The organism is Streptomyces platensis (assembly GCF_008704855.1).
GTDB classification, from domain to species: Bacteria; Actinomycetota; Actinomycetes; order Streptomycetales; family Streptomycetaceae; genus Streptomyces; species Streptomyces platensis.
In genome coordinates this window covers 5,555,509-5,572,119 of sequence record NZ_CP023691.1, presented here as the reverse complement: position 1 = coordinate 5,572,119, position 16,611 = coordinate 5,555,509, and the positions used below count along the sequence as shown (strand labels likewise).

At 68.0% G+C, this 16,611-nt stretch carries 18 protein-coding genes; 11 read left to right on the top strand and 7 right to left on the bottom strand.

Going from position 1 to position 16,611, the window contains the following annotated elements:
• Positions 1-79: 79 nt before the first annotated feature.
• The 3 genes from CP981_RS24815 to ilvA all read right to left on the bottom strand — a co-directional run bounded on the left by CP981_RS24815 (position 80) and on the right by ilvA (position 3,605).
• On the bottom strand, positions 80-958 hold the full coding sequence (locus tag CP981_RS24815) for an ABC transporter permease (RefSeq protein WP_244329780.1): 879 nt from the start codon (positions 956-958) through the stop codon (positions 80-82).
• On the bottom strand, positions 955-2,046 hold the full coding sequence (locus CP981_RS24810; protein WP_085924697.1) for an ATP-binding cassette domain-containing protein: 1,092 nt from the start codon (positions 2,044-2,046) through the stop codon (positions 955-957). The genes CP981_RS24815 and CP981_RS24810 overlap by 4 nt, the downstream gene beginning before the upstream one ends.
• Before the next feature lie 287 nt (positions 2,047-2,333).
• Positions 2,334-3,605, bottom strand: a complete 1,272-nt coding sequence (gene ilvA, locus CP981_RS24805; RefSeq protein WP_085924698.1) for a threonine ammonia-lyase — start codon at positions 3,603-3,605, stop codon at positions 2,334-2,336.
• A gap of 212 nt (positions 3,606-3,817) precedes the next feature.
• Here ilvA and CP981_RS24800 point away from each other — a divergent pair, with 212 nt between their 5' ends.
• The 3 genes from CP981_RS24800 to CP981_RS24790 all read left to right on the top strand — a co-directional run bounded on the left by CP981_RS24800 (position 3,818) and on the right by CP981_RS24790 (position 5,216).
• Positions 3,818-4,318, top strand: a complete 501-nt coding sequence (locus CP981_RS24800; RefSeq protein ID WP_085924699.1) for a MarR family winged helix-turn-helix transcriptional regulator — start codon at positions 3,818-3,820, stop codon at positions 4,316-4,318.
• 134 nt (positions 4,319-4,452) lie between these two features.
• Positions 4,453-4,971 carry a sigma factor-like helix-turn-helix DNA-binding protein gene (locus CP981_RS24795; protein WP_085924700.1) on the top strand — a complete coding sequence of 173 codons (519 nt, stop codon included), beginning with the start codon at positions 4,453-4,455 and terminating at the stop codon, positions 4,969-4,971.
• Entirely contained in the window at positions 4,968-5,216 is a 249-nt protein-coding gene (locus CP981_RS24790; protein ID WP_085924701.1) for a hypothetical protein, read from the top strand. The genes CP981_RS24795 and CP981_RS24790 overlap by 4 nt, the downstream gene beginning before the upstream one ends.
• Before the next feature lie 24 nt (positions 5,217-5,240).
• Here the strand turns inward: CP981_RS24790 and CP981_RS24785 are convergent, their stop codons facing one another.
• Entirely contained in the window at positions 5,241-6,401 is a 1,161-nt protein-coding gene (locus tag CP981_RS24785; protein ID WP_085924702.1) for a cystathionine gamma-synthase, read from the bottom strand.
• Positions 6,402-6,601: 200 nt separating this feature from the next.
• On the opposite strand from CP981_RS24785, the gene CP981_RS24780 reads away from it, so the two are divergent.
• Both CP981_RS24780 and msrA read left to right on the top strand, forming a co-directional pair.
• Positions 6,602-7,762 carry a hypothetical protein gene (locus CP981_RS24780; protein WP_085924703.1) on the top strand — a complete coding sequence of 387 codons (1,161 nt, stop codon included), beginning with the start codon at positions 6,602-6,604 and terminating at the stop codon, positions 7,760-7,762.
• Between the two features lie 210 nt (positions 7,763-7,972).
• On the top strand, positions 7,973-8,638 hold the full coding sequence (msrA, locus tag CP981_RS24775; protein ID WP_085924704.1) for a peptide-methionine (S)-S-oxide reductase MsrA: 666 nt from the start codon (positions 7,973-7,975) through the stop codon (positions 8,636-8,638).
• Positions 8,639-8,648: 10 nt separating this feature from the next.
• On the opposite strand, the gene CP981_RS24770 is transcribed toward msrA, so the two are convergent.
• Together CP981_RS24770 and CP981_RS24765 are read right to left on the bottom strand one after the other, a co-directional pair.
• Positions 8,649-9,119, bottom strand: coding sequence for an NUDIX domain-containing protein (locus CP981_RS24770; protein ID WP_085924705.1), 471 nt, complete (start codon positions 9,117-9,119; stop codon positions 8,649-8,651).
• Positions 9,120-9,122: 3 nt separating this feature from the next.
• Positions 9,123-9,866 carry a helix-turn-helix domain-containing protein gene (locus tag CP981_RS24765; RefSeq protein WP_085924706.1) on the bottom strand — a complete coding sequence of 248 codons (744 nt, stop codon included), beginning with the start codon at positions 9,864-9,866 and terminating at the stop codon, positions 9,123-9,125.
• A gap of 119 nt (positions 9,867-9,985) precedes the next feature.
• Here CP981_RS24765 and CP981_RS24760 point away from each other — a divergent pair, with 119 nt between their 5' ends.
• From CP981_RS24760 to CP981_RS38790, 4 genes are all read left to right on the top strand, one after another.
• Positions 9,986-10,210, top strand: a complete 225-nt coding sequence (locus CP981_RS24760; protein WP_085924707.1) for a hypothetical protein — start codon at positions 9,986-9,988, stop codon at positions 10,208-10,210.
• The gene (locus CP981_RS39690; protein ID WP_085924708.1) at positions 10,207-10,452 is read left to right on the top strand and encodes a DUF7848 domain-containing protein; all 246 of its coding nucleotides are present in this window, start codon (positions 10,207-10,209) and stop codon (positions 10,450-10,452) included. Before CP981_RS24760 ends, CP981_RS39690 begins: the two co-directional genes overlap by 4 nt.
• Positions 10,453-10,711: 259 nt before the next feature.
• On the top strand, positions 10,712-11,008 hold the full coding sequence (locus CP981_RS24750; RefSeq protein WP_085924709.1) for a hypothetical protein: 297 nt from the start codon (positions 10,712-10,714) through the stop codon (positions 11,006-11,008).
• A 608-nt stretch (positions 11,009-11,616) separates the two neighbouring features.
• Complete coding sequence (locus CP981_RS38790) at positions 11,617-12,543, top strand: hypothetical protein (protein WP_244329779.1); 927 nt, start codon at positions 11,617-11,619, stop codon at positions 12,541-12,543.
• 511 nt (positions 12,544-13,054) lie between these two features.
• Here CP981_RS38790 and CP981_RS24740 read toward each other — a convergent pair.
• A complete protein-coding gene (locus tag CP981_RS24740; RefSeq protein WP_143658871.1) occupies positions 13,055-14,395 on the bottom strand; it encodes a hypothetical protein in 1,341 nt (446 codons plus the stop codon).
• Positions 14,396-14,744: 349 nt separating this feature from the next.
• Here CP981_RS24740 and mgt point away from each other — a divergent pair, with 349 nt between their 5' ends.
• Complete coding sequence (gene mgt, locus CP981_RS24735) at positions 14,745-15,977, top strand: macrolide-inactivating glycosyltransferase (protein ID WP_085924710.1); 1,233 nt, start codon at positions 14,745-14,747, stop codon at positions 15,975-15,977.
• Between the two features lie 146 nt (positions 15,978-16,123).
• The gene (locus CP981_RS24730) at positions 16,124-16,606 is read left to right on the top strand and encodes a nucleoside deaminase (protein WP_208853077.1); all 483 of its coding nucleotides are present in this window, start codon (positions 16,124-16,126) and stop codon (positions 16,604-16,606) included.
• The last annotated feature ends 5 nt before the right edge of the window (positions 16,607-16,611 follow it).

Genomic DNA, 16,611 nt, shown 5'->3' with positions numbered 1-16,611 from the left:
CCGCTCGGTCCGATGCCGTACGCCGCCGGGCTCCCCTGCGCCCTGAGCCGCAGGGCCCGCCGGGGGCCGTCCCGCCCGCTCAGGCCGCGGCCGATCGGTATTTGCGGACGGCCAGCGTCCGGAAGACCGCGATGATCACCAGGGACCAGATCACCGAGGCGATCACCGGATGTTCCATCGGCCAGGCTCCGGTCACCGACTTCGGCACCCGGTCGATGGTGTTGCCGAACAGCTCCCGGGCGGCGGCCACCGTCGCACTGAACGGATTCCACTCCGCGACATGCTGGAGAAACGCCGGCATGCCGTTGACCGGCACGAACGCATTCGAGATGAAGGTCAGCGGGAAGAGCCAGATCAGCCCGCCGGAGGTGGCCGCCTCGGGCGTGCGCACCGAGAGGCCGATGAGCGCGCCGATCCACGAGAAGGCGTAGCCGAGCAGGAGCAGCAGCGCGAAGCCGGCCAGCACCTCGGCGAGGCTCTCGTGGGTGCGCCAGCCGATCAGCAGCGCGACGACGGCCAGCACCACCAGCGTCAGCGCGGTCTGCACGAGGTCGGCGAGGGTGCGGCCGGTGAGCACCGCGCCCCGGGACATCGGCAGCGACCGGAACCGGTCGATGAGGCCCTTGTGCATGTCATCGGCGATACCCGCGCCGGCGCCCGCCGTGGCGAAGGTGACCGTCTGCGCGAAGATCCCGGCCATCAGGAACTCGCGATACGCCTGGGCGTTGCCCACGGGGGCGCCGGGGATGTTGATGGAACCGCCGAAGACGTACGTGAACAGCACCACGAACATGATCGGCTGGATCAGCCCGAAGATCACCACTTCGGGAATGCGCAGCATCCGTATCAGATTGCGCCTGGCGACCACCAGGGAGTCGCGTACGGACCGGCTGAAGCCGCCGCGGGGCCGTGGGGGCCGGATGGGGGCGGTGTCGGCCGCTTCGGTCACCGTGGTCACTTCACGCCCTCCTTGTCGGTCGTCACGTCCGCGTCCGGGGTGTCGGCCGCCGCTCCGGCCTTCCCGCGCTTCTTCTGCTTCCCGACGGAGCCCCCGTCGCCCGGACCGGCATCCGCGGCGCCCGCGCCGTTGCCGTCGCCGTCCGCGGTCTCGGCGGCGTGGCCGGTCAGCGAGATGAACACATCGTCGAGGGTCGGGCGGCGCAGCCCGATGTCATCTATCTCCACGCCGCGGAGGTCCAGTTCGCGGATGACCTCGGCGAGCAGCTTGGCGCCGCCCGTCACCGGGATCGTGAGCTTGCGGGTGTGCGGTTCGACGGTGCCCTCGCCCTTGCCGAAGCCGCGCAGGACCTCGTCGGCGACGGTGAGGTGCTCGGGGGCGTGCACGACGACCTCGACGCGCTCGCCGCCGGTGCGGGCCTTGAGCTGGTCGGAGGTGCCGCGGGCGATGACCTTGCCGTGGTCGACGACGCAGATGTCGTGGGCGAGGCGGTCGGCCTCCTCCAGATACTGCGTGGTGAGCAGCAGGGTCGTGCCGCCGGCGACCAGTTCCTGGATGACGTCCCACAGACCCTGGCGGTTACGGGGGTCCAGGCCGGTGGTCGGCTCGTCCATGAACATCACGGGCGGGCTGACGACCAATGCGGCCGCGAGGTCGAGCCGGCGGCGCATACCGCCGGAGTAGGTCTTGGCGGTGCGGTCCGCGGCATCGCCGAGATGGAAGCGTTCCAGCAGTTCAGCGGCTCGCCGCTTCGCGTCGCGCCCGCTCATCTGGTAGAGCTGGCCGACCATGATCAGGTTCTCGCGGCCGGTCAAGTACTCGTCGACGGCGGCGAATTGGCCGGACAGACCTATGGAGCGCCGCACTTTATCGGGGTGGGCCAGCACATCGATCCCGGCGACGACCGCCTTGCCCCGGTCGGGCTGGAGCAGGGTCGTCAGGACCCGTACGGCGGTGGTCTTGCCGGCACCGTTGGGGCCGAGCATTCCGAGGACGGTTCCTTCGGGGACGTCGAGGTCGACGCCGTCCAGTGCCCTCACGTCGCCGAAGGTCTTGACCAGACCTTCGGCGTAAATGGCGCCTGGCATAGGGGTACTCCCATGACTTGGGTCAGTTCCAGGTCGAATATTACGGTTGGCGGTCTATGCCTGCTCCGTGGGCATTTGTCCGCAGCGGAACGCCATGACGCACCGGCACCCCGCAGCCGCGATACTACGGTCAGACGCGATACATCGCGATACAGTTTCCAGATTTTCGCGCGCGGCGGCGGAGGCAAGCGGAGGGAAACAGACGTTCGCCGACGCGTGCGGGGCGCCACCGTATACCCGTGACGCCCCCTGGCCCCATCCCTTTTGGCGCATCCGTCGCAGCGGCCTCACTCCGTGACGAAGTACCCCGCCTCGCGCAGCGCCGCCCGCAGTTCGCCGCAGTGCGCCGGCCCCTTGGTCTCCAGATGCAGCTCCACCTCGACCTCGGTCAGACCGAGCCGCGGATCCGTCCGCACATGGCCCACATCGAGGACGTTCGCATCGGCCACCGACAGCACGCCCAGCAGCGTCGCCAGCGCCCCCGGCCGGTCCGTCAGCCGCAGCCGCAGCGAGAGATAGCGGCCGCCGGCGGCCATCCCGTGCCGCAGGATGCGCTGCATCAGCAGCGGGTCGACATTGCCGCCGGACAGCACCGCGACCACCGGCCCCTCGAAGGACTCCGGGTCGGCGAGCAGCGCCGCCACCGGGCTCGCCCCGGCCGGCTCCACCACCAGCTTGGCCCGCTCCAGACACAGCAGCAGCGCACTGGAGAGCTGGTCCTCGGTGACCGTACGGACCTCGTCCACCAGCTCCTCGACCATCCCGAAGGTCACCTCGCCGGGCCGCCCGACCTTGATGCCGTCGGCCATCGTCGACAGCCCCTCGATCGCCACCGGACGCCCGGCCGCCAGCGACGGCGGATAGCAGGCCGCGCCCGCCGCCTGCACCCCGACGACCCGGACATCCGGCCGCAGCGCCTTCACCGCGAGCGCGATCCCGGCCACCAGCCCGCCGCCGCCGACCCCGACGACGATGGTCCGTACCTCCGGGCACTGTTCGAGGATCTCCAGCCCGACCGTGCCCTGCCCGGCGATGATGTCGTGGTGGTCGAAGGGGTGGATGAAGACCGCACCGGTCGCGCGCGCGTGCTCCTGGGCGGCGGCCAGCGTCTCGTCCACCACATGGCCCTGGAGCCGTACCTCCGCCCCGTATTCACGGGTCGCGGCGACCTTCGGCAACGGGGCGCCGACCGGCATGAACACCGTCGAGCGCACCCCCAGCAGGGACGCCGCCAGCGCCACCCCCTGGGCATGGTTGCCGGCGCTCGCGGCCACCACACCGGCCGCCCGCTCCTGCGCCGAGAGCCCGGCGATCCGTACGTACGCGCCACGGATCTTGAAGGAGCCGGTGCGCTGGAGGTTCTCGCACTTCAGGTGCACGGGCGCGCCGACCAGCCCGGTCAGATAGCGGCTGCCCTCCATCGCGGTGGCGCGGGAGACACCGGAGAGCATCTTGTGCGCCGCCCGGATGTCATCGACCGTGATCGCGGCCGCCCGACCCTCCTCGGGGAGCGCGGCGGCGGCGGTCTCAGGCGGCGTACGCGGCGTGTGGTCGGCCATGTCGCCAGTCTCGCAGTTCGCCCACCGGAGGGCCTTTTCTGCCCGAATGGTGATCAGGCACGCGGCGGGCGGGGGCGGGATGGCGTCCCGTACGCCCCCCCCCCGGGGTTACGGGGCGTTATCGGAAGGGGCAGCACAGGTACGCTCCGCGCGGGGTCCGCGTACGCTGTCCTCCCATCCATACGCACTTCCACCGAAGCGAGCTTCCGGCCATGCCCACCTCTTCGGACATGACGACCCACACCGACCCCGCTCTCCTCGACGCGCTACAGCACCAAGTGGCCGTCTTCGCCCGCCGTGCAGAACAGAGCCGGCTCGGCGGCGTCGGACAGGCGCGCAACTCCATGGACCGCGCCGCGTATCTGCTGCTCAACCGCCTGGACCAGGAAGGCCCGATGGGCGTCAAGGCCCTCGCCGCCGGTATGGGCATCGACTCCTCGACGGTCACCCGCCAGGTCGCCCCGCTGGTCGACTCCGGTCTGGTCAGCCGCGCCACCCACCCCGAGGACGGCCGCGCCGTGGTGCTCCAGCTGTCCGAGCGCGGGCACGCCCGGCTGGAAGAGGTGCGCACCTCGCGCCGTGCGCTGATGGCCCTGGTGACGGAGCAGTGGTCCGAGGAGGAGCGCACCGCCTTCACCACACTCCTGACGCGCTTCAACGCCTCCCTCTGCGACATCACCGCGTCCTTGCCGCCGGCGGGCCCGACGTCCTGACGCCCGCGCGCACCGGCTGACCTGACGCGGCCCCGGATCTCGCGCCGCGGGCCCGTCCCGCCTCTTGACCGGCCGACCGTACTGGCGTGCCATAGGAGCCCAGGAGGTCGTGCGTCCGTCATCCGGGAGGCGCGGTGCGAGAGCGGCGGTCGGAGCAGGAGCGCCGCCACGCCCGGGAGTTCGAGCGGTTCGTGGCGGGCGCGGCGGGCCGGCTGCTGCACACCGCCACCCTGCTGACCGGCGAGCCCGCCGCCCGGCCCGCCCCGGCCGCCGAGGAGTTGCTGCTCCGGGCGCTGTCGCGGACGTACGCCGACTGGGACCGGCTGCGCGGCGACGATCCGTACGCGCACACCCGCCAGGAGCTGGCCGCCCGCTTCGCGCACACCGCCCGGCGCCACCGCCGGCCGCGCGGCGGGCTGCTGGACCGGCTGTCCCCGCAGGAGCGGCTGGTCCTCGTGCTGCGGTTCTACGAGGACGTGGCCGAGGAACAGACCGCGGCCCAACTGGGCCTGCCCGCCGAGCGGGTGCACGCGCTGTGCCTGCACGCCCTCGGGGAGCTGCGCAGCCGCCGCCCCGGACCGGCCCCGTCCCCGGCAGCGGACTCAGCCCCCGCACCGGCAACGGGAACCACACCGGACCCCACGGCCCCATGAGTCCCGCCGACCGCAAGGAGACCGAGGTACGGCGGATGCTGGCCGGGCCGCATCCGCGCGTCCCCACCGATCTGGCCGCGCGCGCCACCGCCCGCGGCCGCCGCCTGATGATCCACCGCAGGCGGGCGCGGCGCCTCGGCCGGCTGCTCGCGCTCCTGGTGCTGGCGGCACTGGTCTGGGCGGCCGCGGCCCAGCCGTGGCTGCCCTCGCCGGCCCACACCACCCCTCGCACGGAGGGGTGGTGAACGGCAGAGCCGGCGGGTGTCCCGTCAGCCCAGCGCCTGCGTGAGGTCGGCCAGCAGGTCGTCGACGGACTCGATGCCGACCGAGAGGCGCACGAGGTCGGCGGGGACCTCCAGGAGCGACCCGGCCGTCGAGGCGTGCGTCATCCGCCCCGGGTGCTCGATCAGCGACTCGACGCCGCCCAGCGACTCACCGAGGGTGAACAGCTTGGCCCGGTTGCAGACCTCCACGGCTTCCTGCTCGCCGCCGGCGACCCGGAACGACACCATGCCGCCGTAGGACCGCATCTGCTTGGTGGCCACATCGTGGCCCGGGTGCTCGGCCAGCCCGGGGTAGTAGACCTGGGTCACCTTGTTGTGGCTGCTCAGCAGCTCCGCGATGCGCTCCGCGTTGGCGCTGTGCCGGTCCATACGGACGGCGAGCGTCTTGATGCCGCGCATCACCAGCCAGGCGTCGAACGGGCCGGAGACCGCGCCCATCGCGTTCTGGTGGTAGGCGAGTTCCTCACCGAAGGTGTCGTCGCCGACGACCAGGGCGCCGCCGACGACGTCCGAGTGCCCGCCCATGTACTTGGTCGTGGAGTAGACCACCACATCGGCGCCGAGGGCGAGCGGCTGCTGGAGGTAGGGGCTCGCGAAGGTGTTGTCGACGACGAGCTTGACCCCGGCGTCCCGGGCGACGGCGGCGAGCGCCGCGATGTCGGTGATGCCCAGCAGCGGGTTGCTGGGCGTCTCCACCCAGATCGCCTTCGTACGGGGCCGCAGGGCGGCGCGCACGGCCTGCGGGTCGGAGGTGTCGGCCACCGACCACTCCACGCCCCAGCGCTCGACGACCTTGGAGATGAGACGGAACGTGCCGCCGTAGGCGTCATTGGGGATGACGACATGGTCGCCGGGGACCAGCAGGGTCCGCAGCAGGCAGTCCTCGGCGGCGAGGCCGGAGGCGAAGGCCAGGCCGCGGCGGCCGCCGTCCAGGGCTGCGAGGTTCTCTTCAAGGGCGGTACGGGTCGGGTTGGCGCTGCGGCTGTACTCGTAGCCGCCGCGGAGCCCGCCCACGCCGTCCTGCTTGTACGTGGATACCTGGTAGATGGGAGGTACTACCGCACCGGTCGCCTCGTCAGGCTCCTGACCTGCGTGGATGGCACGGGTTTCGAAATGCTGGTGGCGCTCTTCGCGCTGATCGCTCATGCCTGCCGAGGGTAGTCGTCCGCGCAACCGAACTTTCCGGAACTTTCTGGTTGGCTGGATAGTGGATACATACGAGGATCCGCACAGCGGTTCCCGTCGTCGCCCGCCGCACACCGCCCTTCGCACCCGCCGCCCACGTCTCCGCCGCACCGCAGCTCCCAGGCAGCCGTGACAAGAATTTCAGGTACAGGACACCCCACATGGACGCTCTGCTGGTTCTCTTCGCCGCGCTCGCGCTCGGCGGCCTCGTCTTCCTGCCCTGGATGCGGCGCCGACGGGCCGTGCAGCACACCCGGCAGGGCCTGGTGGTGGCCTCCGACCCGATGGCGGGCTACGGCTTCGTACCGCTGGAGGAGCTCGACGTCCGCCTGCCCGGCCCGGACCAGGAACTGGCCGACGCGCTCGCCGAGATGCGCCGCACGCACGACTGGCGCCCGGCCGCCGAGCTGCTGAAGTCCACCGGCGACGACTGGGAGCGCCGCTGGCAGCGGGTCCAGACGCTGGCCGGTGCCGCGGCCTTCGAGCTGGCCGCGGAGCAGGCGTCGGAGCAGCAGCTGCGCGGTACGGGCCCGGGGTACGGCGACGGCGGCCGGACCGGCGGGATCTGGCTGCGCACCTGGCGCTCGGAGGCCCCCAAGGACGCCGGCGGCGCCCAGACCCACGCCCAGTTCCTCGTCGTCCAGGCGCTGCGCGACCCGGGCTCCCAGGACTTCCGGATGATTCTGGAGGAGGCCCGTACGGTCTGCCGGGAAGCGGCGCTGCTGGCCCCCGGCAGCCCGATCCCGTACATCACCGAGCTCGCGATCGCCCGCGGCCTGCACGACCGCCCCGCCGACTACGAGGAGCTCTGGTCCAAGGTCGCCCAGCGCGCCCCGCAGCACATGGGCGCCCACCTCGCCGCGCTCCCCTACTGGTCGCAGAAGTGGCACGGCTCCCGCGAACAGGCCGAGTCCTTCGCCGAGCGCGCCGCGGCCGCCGCCCCCAAGGGGACCCTCCTCCCGGCCCTCCCGCTCTTCGCGGTCTACGAGCACCTCCCCGAGGCCAACATGGTCCGCAGCCTCTACCAGAGCGCGGTCGTCGAGCGCGCCATCGAGGGCGCCCACTTCGCCCTCCGCGAGGCCCCCGCCGACCACCCCATGGCCCCGCACGTCCGCCACCTGCTCGTCTGGTTCCTGGTACGCGCCGAGCGCTACGCCGAGGCCATGGAACAGCTCCGCCTCGTCGACGGCCACGTAGGCGCCGTCCCCTGGTCCTACGGCCACAGCCCCGCCGCCGAATACGCCGCCTACCGCGCCCTGGCCATCGCCGGCTGGGAACAGCTCGGCGGCACCTCCGCGGGCTTTCCGCCACCCGGGAGCTGAGTCCGGACACCCGGGAACCGAGTCCGGAGGCCGGAATGCCTACTGCCCTGCGGGCGTTCCTCGGAGTGCGGCCTCACCGCACGCCGTACGCCACGGAACACCGACCGCACAGCGTCCCCGCCCGAGCCCCAGCCCCACCCCACCGCCCGCCAGGTCGTCCCTCCCCTCCCTCGCCTCCCTTCCCTCCCTCACCCTCAGGAGCTGATCCCCGTGCTGTTCTCCCGCTTCAAGAACCAGCTCCCCACCCCGGAGGAGGCGCTGGAAGGCCGCCCCGAGCGGGCCTTCACCGTCCCCGACCGGCACACCGTCCTCGGCAACCCGCTGCTCGGCCCGTACCCGGACGGCTTGGAGATCGCCGACTTCGGGCTGGGCTGCTTCTGGGGCGCCGAGCGGAAGTTCTGGCAGACCGAGGGCGTCTGGACCACCCTCGTCGGCTACCAGGGCGGCCACACCCCGAACCCCACCTACGAAGAGGTCTGTAGCGGCCACACCGGCCACACCGAGGCCGTCCGCGTCGTCTACGACCCCAAGGTCGTCCCGTACACGACCCTCCTGAAGCTCTTCTGGGAGTCCCACGACCCCACCCAGGGCTTCCGCCAGGGCAACGACACAGGCACCCAGTACCGCTCCGCCATCTACACCCACTCCCCCACCCAGCAACAAGCCGCCGAATCCTCCCGCGACGCCTACCGCACCGTCCTCCACAACGCCGGCCACAGCGACATCACCACAGAAATCCTCCCCGCCACCGGCCGCCCGTTCTACCCGGCGGAGGGCTATCACCAGCAGTACCTGGACAAGAACCCGACGGGGTACTGCGGGATCGGGGGGACGGGCGTGAGCTGCCCGGTGGGGGTGGCTCCGGCCGGGGACTAACTCGGGAGCATCAGCCCAGGTACGGGCGCTTCCGACACTCCAGAAAGTGCTGGAGACGGAGCTGCTGCGTGTGGTGCATCGGGAGATCGCTCATCTCGTCGGGGTGGATGAACCGCAGATCCGTGGACTCATCCGAGATGGCAAGCTGCCCCCCGACCACCCGCGCCGTGAAGCACACGTTGAACTGCCGCCGCACCTCCCCGTCCGTGTAGGCGATCACGTGACGGGGATCGGTGTACGTCCCGACCAGTCCCGTGATCTCCACATCAAGCCCCGTCTCCTCCTTGACCTCCCGGACCGCGGCACCGGGAAGGGAGTCGGTCATCTCCATGCCGCCGCCGGGCAGGGCCCAGAGGTCGTTGTCCCGGCGCCGCTGGAGCAGGATGCGGCCCTCGTCGTCGGTCACCACAGCTGAAGCAGCAACAACGAGACTGTTGGGCTCGGGGGCATCGGGATCGTCGTAATACTCGGTACGCGACAGGGTTCACTCCTCGGGTACGGGCTTCGCCGTCGTCCAGACCGCGTCGAAGCTCTGGACGTAGGTGTCGAAGACTCCACCGGCCTCGCAGCGGCGAAGGTGCCATACGGGTGCTGCGTAGGCGTTCACGCCCCAGACATGGGCATTGGCCAGGAGCTGATCGTCCGCCCTATAGATGGAGTTGTACAGCGTGGTTCCGTGAGTTCGGATCTCGATTCCCGGTACGCCGAGGAGCGGCCGATAGTGCATGACGGCGAGACGACAACGCGACTCGATGCCGTGCCCGAACCGTTCTTCCTCCCCGCGCTGCCGCACGTTCTCGCTCTCCGCATCGCCCAGCGCGATGCGTACCGAGCACCCTTCGGCAGCGCGCTCACGAAACAGTTCATTCAGACGGGGAAACCCCTCATGCAGGAAGACCGCCGCGTAGACGAGTACGTCAATGGTCTCGCGGGCCTCCGCCAGCATGTCCGTGTACGTGGACACGGGAACGTCCGCCCGCTGGTCGTACAACGCGACCAGCTCAGAGCTCACAGCGCGGGCAGAGCGTGCTTGCCTGAGCGCCGGCCAAAGTGCATGCACGTCTTCTCCTAACGTCTCAGCCGCCAGCAGGGCCGTCGCCCGGCGAGGGGTCCGGCCCAAGTTGACCCACCGCTCAACGGACTTGGGGTCCACCTGAGCCCTGGCTGCGAGGGTGGCATGGGTCCACCCTCCGGCTGCCATGGCGGCTCGAAGCCTCTCGTTCGGCATCCGCAGTCTCTCCCTGGAAGTTGGGACGTTGCTAGGGACGTTCTACCTCCTCTGGGACGTCCCAAAATGGGTTTTGGGCGAGGTTCCTACGTCCTGGGAATCACCGTGATCCTCCTTGCATGAGCGACAAGAACGCCCCTGCGGTGGGCACTTTGACGCTGGACACCAGGAGCGGCCGGGTCGGCCGGGTCATGGACGTCATGTGGTCGCACGTACAACTGCGTCCACCACAAGGCGGGATCGAATGGGGCGCACGTCCGGAGGATCTACGCGCACTCGGCTCCTGTGACGATCTGAGCTCACGAGTGGCACAACTCAACGCTCACAGCAGGAGTGGGCTGTGACCAGGTCCGTCTTTCGCTACCTCAGATGGACGATGGGACCGGAGTCCGCTCCGGAGGCTCCCGAGATGGTGCACGAGTTGGAGTGCATGTCCTGCGACTCCGCGGCAGACCCCTCGGAAGAATTCGAGACGACACGCAACTGGGCCTTCTCTCACACCGGCCAGCACCCGTCGCACCGCGGGTACCGCGAGACCGTCACACGGTTCTGGCGCATGACACCGACGGACGGTGAGTGCCTGTGAGACAGAGATTATTCAGCGTTCTGATCGTGGTCTTCTGGGCGGCGACAGTCATGCCGCTTGTCGTCATCAGCACCCCTGACAACGGCTGACCCAAGACATGTGAGACCGGACCACCCCTCGCCTGGACAGCATCCGGGGTGGTCCGGCCAGGAGCCCTCGCGGACCCCGGTGCCGAGGGTACTGGGGCCGGTGTCATGCCCGTTGACCGGCGGGTGGACATCCCCAGGCAATCAACTACTGCTCCTGGGAGTGACGTTCTGTGCAGCACGATCCGATGGACCCGAACTTCAACGACGAGGCTCTGGAACCGGACGGCTGGATGTGGGTACGCGGCGTGGACTACGTGGCCGGCTGGCGGAGCGCAGTGGACGCTGCGACTGAGCTGAAGGGAGCCATGGATGAGGCGGGCATCGACACAACCGAGGTCATGTCGACGGCATCGACAACAACGGATGGTTCGGGGGTACTCCGGCTGTCGCTTCCCGTGCAGGCTGCGCTAGCTCTGGCCAACGCAGCGCGAGAAGACGCGCTCAGGTGGCGCAAGGCTGGCGCTTAGGGTTCGCGAAGCTGCTGATGCGGCTGTGCACCGCCTTCACAATCGCTGCTTTGTAAGCCTGGTGGTGATCTGCGCGGTGCATGTGCTGGTCAGTAGGCGGGCGGCTAACACCGGCCTCACTATGGGTGCAGGGGCTGTTCAGCACCCTCGTTGACCACGATTGCCCCTCTGTTCTGGCGCGCATCTGGCACGGCTTGGTTAGCTGCCCGCCTGAACCTCAGCCGACGACAGTCAGCCACGACGGAGGATGTGCCGACCGATCAGGCACGCGTATGCCTCGCTGCACCCCCACCAGCCTCAGCCACGCTACTGACCTTTGGCGTCGGCCAGAGCAGCCTGCCAGCCGAACCGTTACAAGAGCACAGAGCCTCCGTGTGCTGCTGAAGCCCTCAGCTTGCGAAGCTGCGGACGTCTGGAGCGAGTTGGGTGCTGACATGGGTGTGTGGCAGCTCTACAACCCCTTCGGGCTCTGCTGCTCACCGTGATTCTCCGCTGCTCCCCGCTCGATCTAGTGCGGTTGTGGTGCAGGGCCTGCCAGCTTGTAGCTCTGGCCGATAGCGCCGTTACGGCCGCTGTCTCCGGCCCTATCTGTGGCATCCTCACCATTCATGACCATTGCGGGCTTCATCCGGCGCCGGCGGCGGGTACGTGTACGGCGCGCGTCTGACAAACGCATATCGGAACTGCGAACGGCATTGGACCGGCTCGGCTACGACTGGTGGCCCGTGCCGCTTTCCCTACGCGCCGCCATACGTCAGATCAGTGGAACGAGTCTTGGCGCGCTCCTCTATGCAGAGGCATTGGCGCTCGGAGCTGGCACGGCTGCCATTTACCTGTACTGGGGCTTCACCACGGAAGCGCAATACGTTCCCTTGCGGGCGGCCATCGAGTTCATTGCGTGGACGTTACTAATCGCTTCAACGGCTGCCGTGACCAGAGACACACACCTAGCTGCCAACCGATGCCGACTAGTGATGCAGTGCATCGAGACCATCAAAGCGTGCGCGGAGGCATACGGCGCGGGGGGTGAACGTCGCACGGGTCGTTTGCGTGCTCTGTCTGGTTCCCTGAGAAGCCTGGAAAGGATTGTCCTGCGGGCGTACCGCACACGCAGAACAGTTCCGCACCTGTCTCCGCGGCGCGCGGAGCTACGTCGGCATGCTGGTCAGGTAGTGGCCAGACTGCGCGCCGCTGAATCCCGCCTGGACGGAAGTGATCAGGCCCAGGCGCTGGAAGAGCTGGCAGGACTGATTGTCACAATCACAGAGAACTACGTTTCCGGCCATGTTGGTGCGTTGCTTTCGCCAGCCACACTGACGACGTTCGAACCAGTCCGCGACCGCGAGTTGCTGCGGATCGGGACCGCGGTCACTCTTATTGCTGGCTCGGCTGTCGTTGTGTCCCTGTTGGGCCTCCCGGACATGCCTGCGGTTGTGATGGTTGCCGCTGTCGGCATCCTGGCGCTGCTGGTGTTGTTCGGGCGTCACTGGCATCGGTACTTGCCGCTGGCCGAGTTTTTCAAGCCCGGCCCGTAGTTTGGCAATCGCTTGCGACTCGGGTCTGATGCCTTCTGGCGAGGCCCTCATTGTCCAAAAGTAAGTTGGACGGGTGCAGGCATAACCCTTCCAGTGTCGCAGATCAACTCCGGCTGCCCAGGCCAGAGCGGGGTGGGGGGTGGCCACCCGTGGGCGGCGTCTGTCGACGTTGGTCGGCCTCGGACGGCCCAGGGACGGCCCAGGCCGGGCGCTTAGAAGATGCGGGCAAGCCGCGGTGGGGCAGTCCGATGACACTGCATCTGAGCCATTCTGGGTTCCCGAGTGCCGCCGCCGTCCGCGGTCGTTGCCGTCAGCGCTGCCGTCACTGCCGTGGGCGACAGAGCCACGTGAACACCGCAGCACCGAAGGGACCGGCCACAGCGGCTGTCAGGAAAGACCGGAACATGCACCCCAGCTCCGTAACGGCAAGCGCCCCACAATTGACAGTTTCAATTGGCGGCGTCTGGCGACCTAAAACAGGATCGTTCCTGGGGACGCGCCGCTCCGGAGTCTAATTTATGAGCTGCTGCATAGTCTTTTGCATCCTGCCGCTTGACGAGTGATCCAAACCGTATTCATCGGTGAGCCGTTGCGCCGAGCCGGGATCAGGTGTTTGGGACCCCTCGCCTTCTGGGGCGATACTGGCCACTAGGTAGGGGCCATTCCAGGACTTGCTTGGCTCTTCGAGAACCCACCAAACGGACACCTCTCTATTGCTTCGCGTATATTCGAGAACGGCACTGCTGTGGATGATCCTTGACTTGTACCGGAATGCTTCGGTTTTTCCCTTTGCCACCCAGGCTGGTGCCGTAAGATTCTCGGCGTGACTCTTGTCTTTATGCCATGAGCTTCGCCCGGACTGGCGGTATTCGTCACTGGTGAGTACCGCCCTGTCTGCCCGCAGGAACACCACATCACTCGTGGCATCAAGTACATCATAGGAATTGCTGACCGGGAATTGCACAATGGTATCTGACGTAGCCTCTGATCCTGGCTCGAGCTTGCGCCCTTGGCGTACGAACAGGCCTTCTGCCAGGAGGTTATACTTATGACCTTTTTCATTCCCGTATCGAAGTAGAGAAGATTGGCCATCGTTAAGATCCTGGAGCCATTCTTTGTCTGAGCGGGCGACTTGGCTATAGATAGGCCCTCTGGCGGAAACCTGATATAGCGAGCCGAGCACGAATACGCCAACCTGACCGATATTCTTGGTCTTCAGGTGGATTGGCACGGTTACCGTTCCGTCTTTAACTTTTGCTCGCCCCAGATCAATCGTCGTGACCACTAGGGCGGGGGTCGTGTACGGTTGATACACCTGCGTGTATGCGAAGGTGCCAACTCCGATCAAAGTGGTGATAACCGCACCGAGGGTGAATGTTTTATATTTTGGCGTTTTGAGCGCCTCGCTCTTATGTTGGCGGTAAAGCCTGAAAAGGCATGCAGATGCTGCCGCTGTGAGGCCCATCCAAAGCAGGATGAAGCCGGTGAGGCTCGGGATGAATTCAGTGAGGCTAATGCTCTCAATTTGTAGGATGAGTAGCCCCAGGTTGACGATAAAAGAAAGAAATACTCCAATCGCCACCCAGTAGCCAGAGTACTTGTGTTTTCTGGCGTTTAGTGGGTTCTTGTGGTCCAGCAGTGCTAGGGCGGCGACGATTACAACGGCCGCCGACAGGAGCAAGAGAGCGCCATCTAGGCGTCCGGCGTAGCTTAGGGCGCCATTGAAGTCTGCTGATCCTAGCCACGCAAATTCTGCGGCGGCGAGAATCAACACTCCCCAGATCAGCAGTAGCCATCTTCTCGACAATTTGTCATCGGGTTGTGCTTGCCCAATCACAGGCAGGGTCGTCATGTTTCCACGATGGCGCGAAGGAGGCTTCACGCACGTCAGGTTGCGCCTTCAGAGTGACGCCCCTCCCACTCGCGACCATGACCTGGTTTCGGGGCAAGCCTCACGAACGGTCGGCGGAGCGGCTTTGGGCTGGAGCTGCTTTGGGGCGAGTGATCATGGCCCCGTAAGCTTCCGGCGCGTCGGGCAGTCTGTGGACCTGCCTTCGCTCCGCCGGGGTGCCCCCGCGTCCCGTTCGGCATCAGCGTTCCACCAGATCCGTCATGAGCTGTCCGTCGCGCAGCCCTCGCGGCAGGGAGCGGCGACCGGAAATTGATTGCACGAGACGTATCGTCTCGTTTAGTGTGGCGGCATGACGAGCCCGGAACACCCCAAGCATGCTCATATCGCCATGTTCTCCATCGCCGCCCACGGGCACGTGAACCCGAGTCTTGAAGTGATTCGGGAGCTTGTTGCCCGGGGGCACCGGGTTACGTATGCGATTCCGGAGGTTTTTGCGGAGAAGGTTGCCGAGACCGGGGCGGAGCCCGTGCTGTATCGGACGACGTTGCCGTCGCCGGATGACGATCCGTCGGCGTGGGGGAGCACGCTCCTCGACAATGTCGAGCCGTTTCTGGATGACGCGATTCAGGTGCTGCCGCAGCTCATCGAGGCTTATCGCGGGGATGAGCCGGATCTTGTGCTGCATGACATCACCTCGTACCCGGCGCGTGTGCTTGCCCATCGCTGGGGGGTGCCGGCGGTCTCGCTCTCGCCGAACCTCGTGGCGTGGGAGGGGTATGAGGAGGAGGTCGCCGAGCCGATGTGGGCGGAGCCGAGGGAGACCGAGCGGGGGCGTGCGTACTACGAGAAGTTCAGCAACTGGCTTTCGGAGAACGGGATTTCGCAGCATCCCGACCCGTTCGTCGGGCGGCCCGGGCGTTCGATCGTGCTCATCCCGAAGGCGCTACAGCCGCATGCCGAGCGGGTGGATGGGAAGGTCCACTCGTTTGTTGGCGCCTGCCAGGGGGAGCGGGCGGCGCAGGGGGACTGGGAGCGGCCCGTGGGTGCCGAGCGTGTGCTGCTGGTTTCGCTTGGCTCGTCCTTCACCAAGCAGCCCGGTTTTTACCGCGAGTGCGTCAAGGCGTTCGGTGATCTGCCGGGCTGGCATGTCGTGCTTCAGGTGGGCAAGCATGTCGCGGCCGAGGAGCTGGGGGAGGTTCCTGGGAACGTGGAAGTGCGGGAGTGGGTGCCGCAGTTGGCGATCCTGAGGAAGGCCGATGCGTTCATTACGCATGCCGGGGCGGGGGGCAGCCAGGAGGGTCTGGCCACCGGCACGCCCATGGTGGCCGTTCCGCAGGCCGTCGACCAGTTCGGTAACGCGGACATGCTTCAGGGGCTCGGGGTGGCACGCCATGTGCCGATGGATGAGGCGGATGCCGACACCCTGCGCGAGGCGGTGCTCTCGCTCGTCGACGACCCGGAGGTGGCGCGGCGCCTTGCAGCCATCCAGCGGGAGATGGCCGGTGAGGGCGGCACCCAGCGGGCGGCCGACCTCATCGAGGCCGAGCTGCCCGTGGAGTGCGGAAACCCGCCCGTGGAGTGAGTCACCGGCTGGCGGGGCAGGCCGAACGGTCGGCGGCGAAGCGGCATCGGCCAACCGCGTCAGTTGACGGGGCCCGCACGGTGACGTTCCGGGCATGTCGAGGGCGCGCGAAGGCTTAGCATCCCCGGAGACCGCGTGTGGGGAGCATCGTCGTGAACGAGACTGAACTGCGGCACCTGCGCCGCTGTGTGGAGCTGGCAACCGAGGCGCTGGAGGCGGGCGACGAACCGTTCGGCTCCGTGCTCGTCGGCGGGGACGGGAGCGTGCTCGCCGAGGAGCGCAACCGGGTGGCCTCGGGCGACCGGACCCGCCACCCGGAATTCGAGCTGGCGCGCTGGGCCGCGGCGAACATGTCACCCGAGGAACGGGCGGCGGCGACCGTCTACACCTCCGGTGAGCACTGCCCGATGTGCGCCGCCGCGCACGGCTGGGCCGGGCTGGGGCGCATCGTGTACGTGAGCTCCTCCGAGCAACTGACGGCCTGGCGCATTGAGTTGGAGGTTCCGGCTCCTCCCGTGCGCGCCCTCCCGATCCGTGACGTCGTTCCCGGCCTCGTGGTGGAGGGCCCGGTTCCCGGCCTGGCGGAGCAGGTGCGGGAACTGCATCGCCGCTTTCACCGCGCGTCCTGACACGT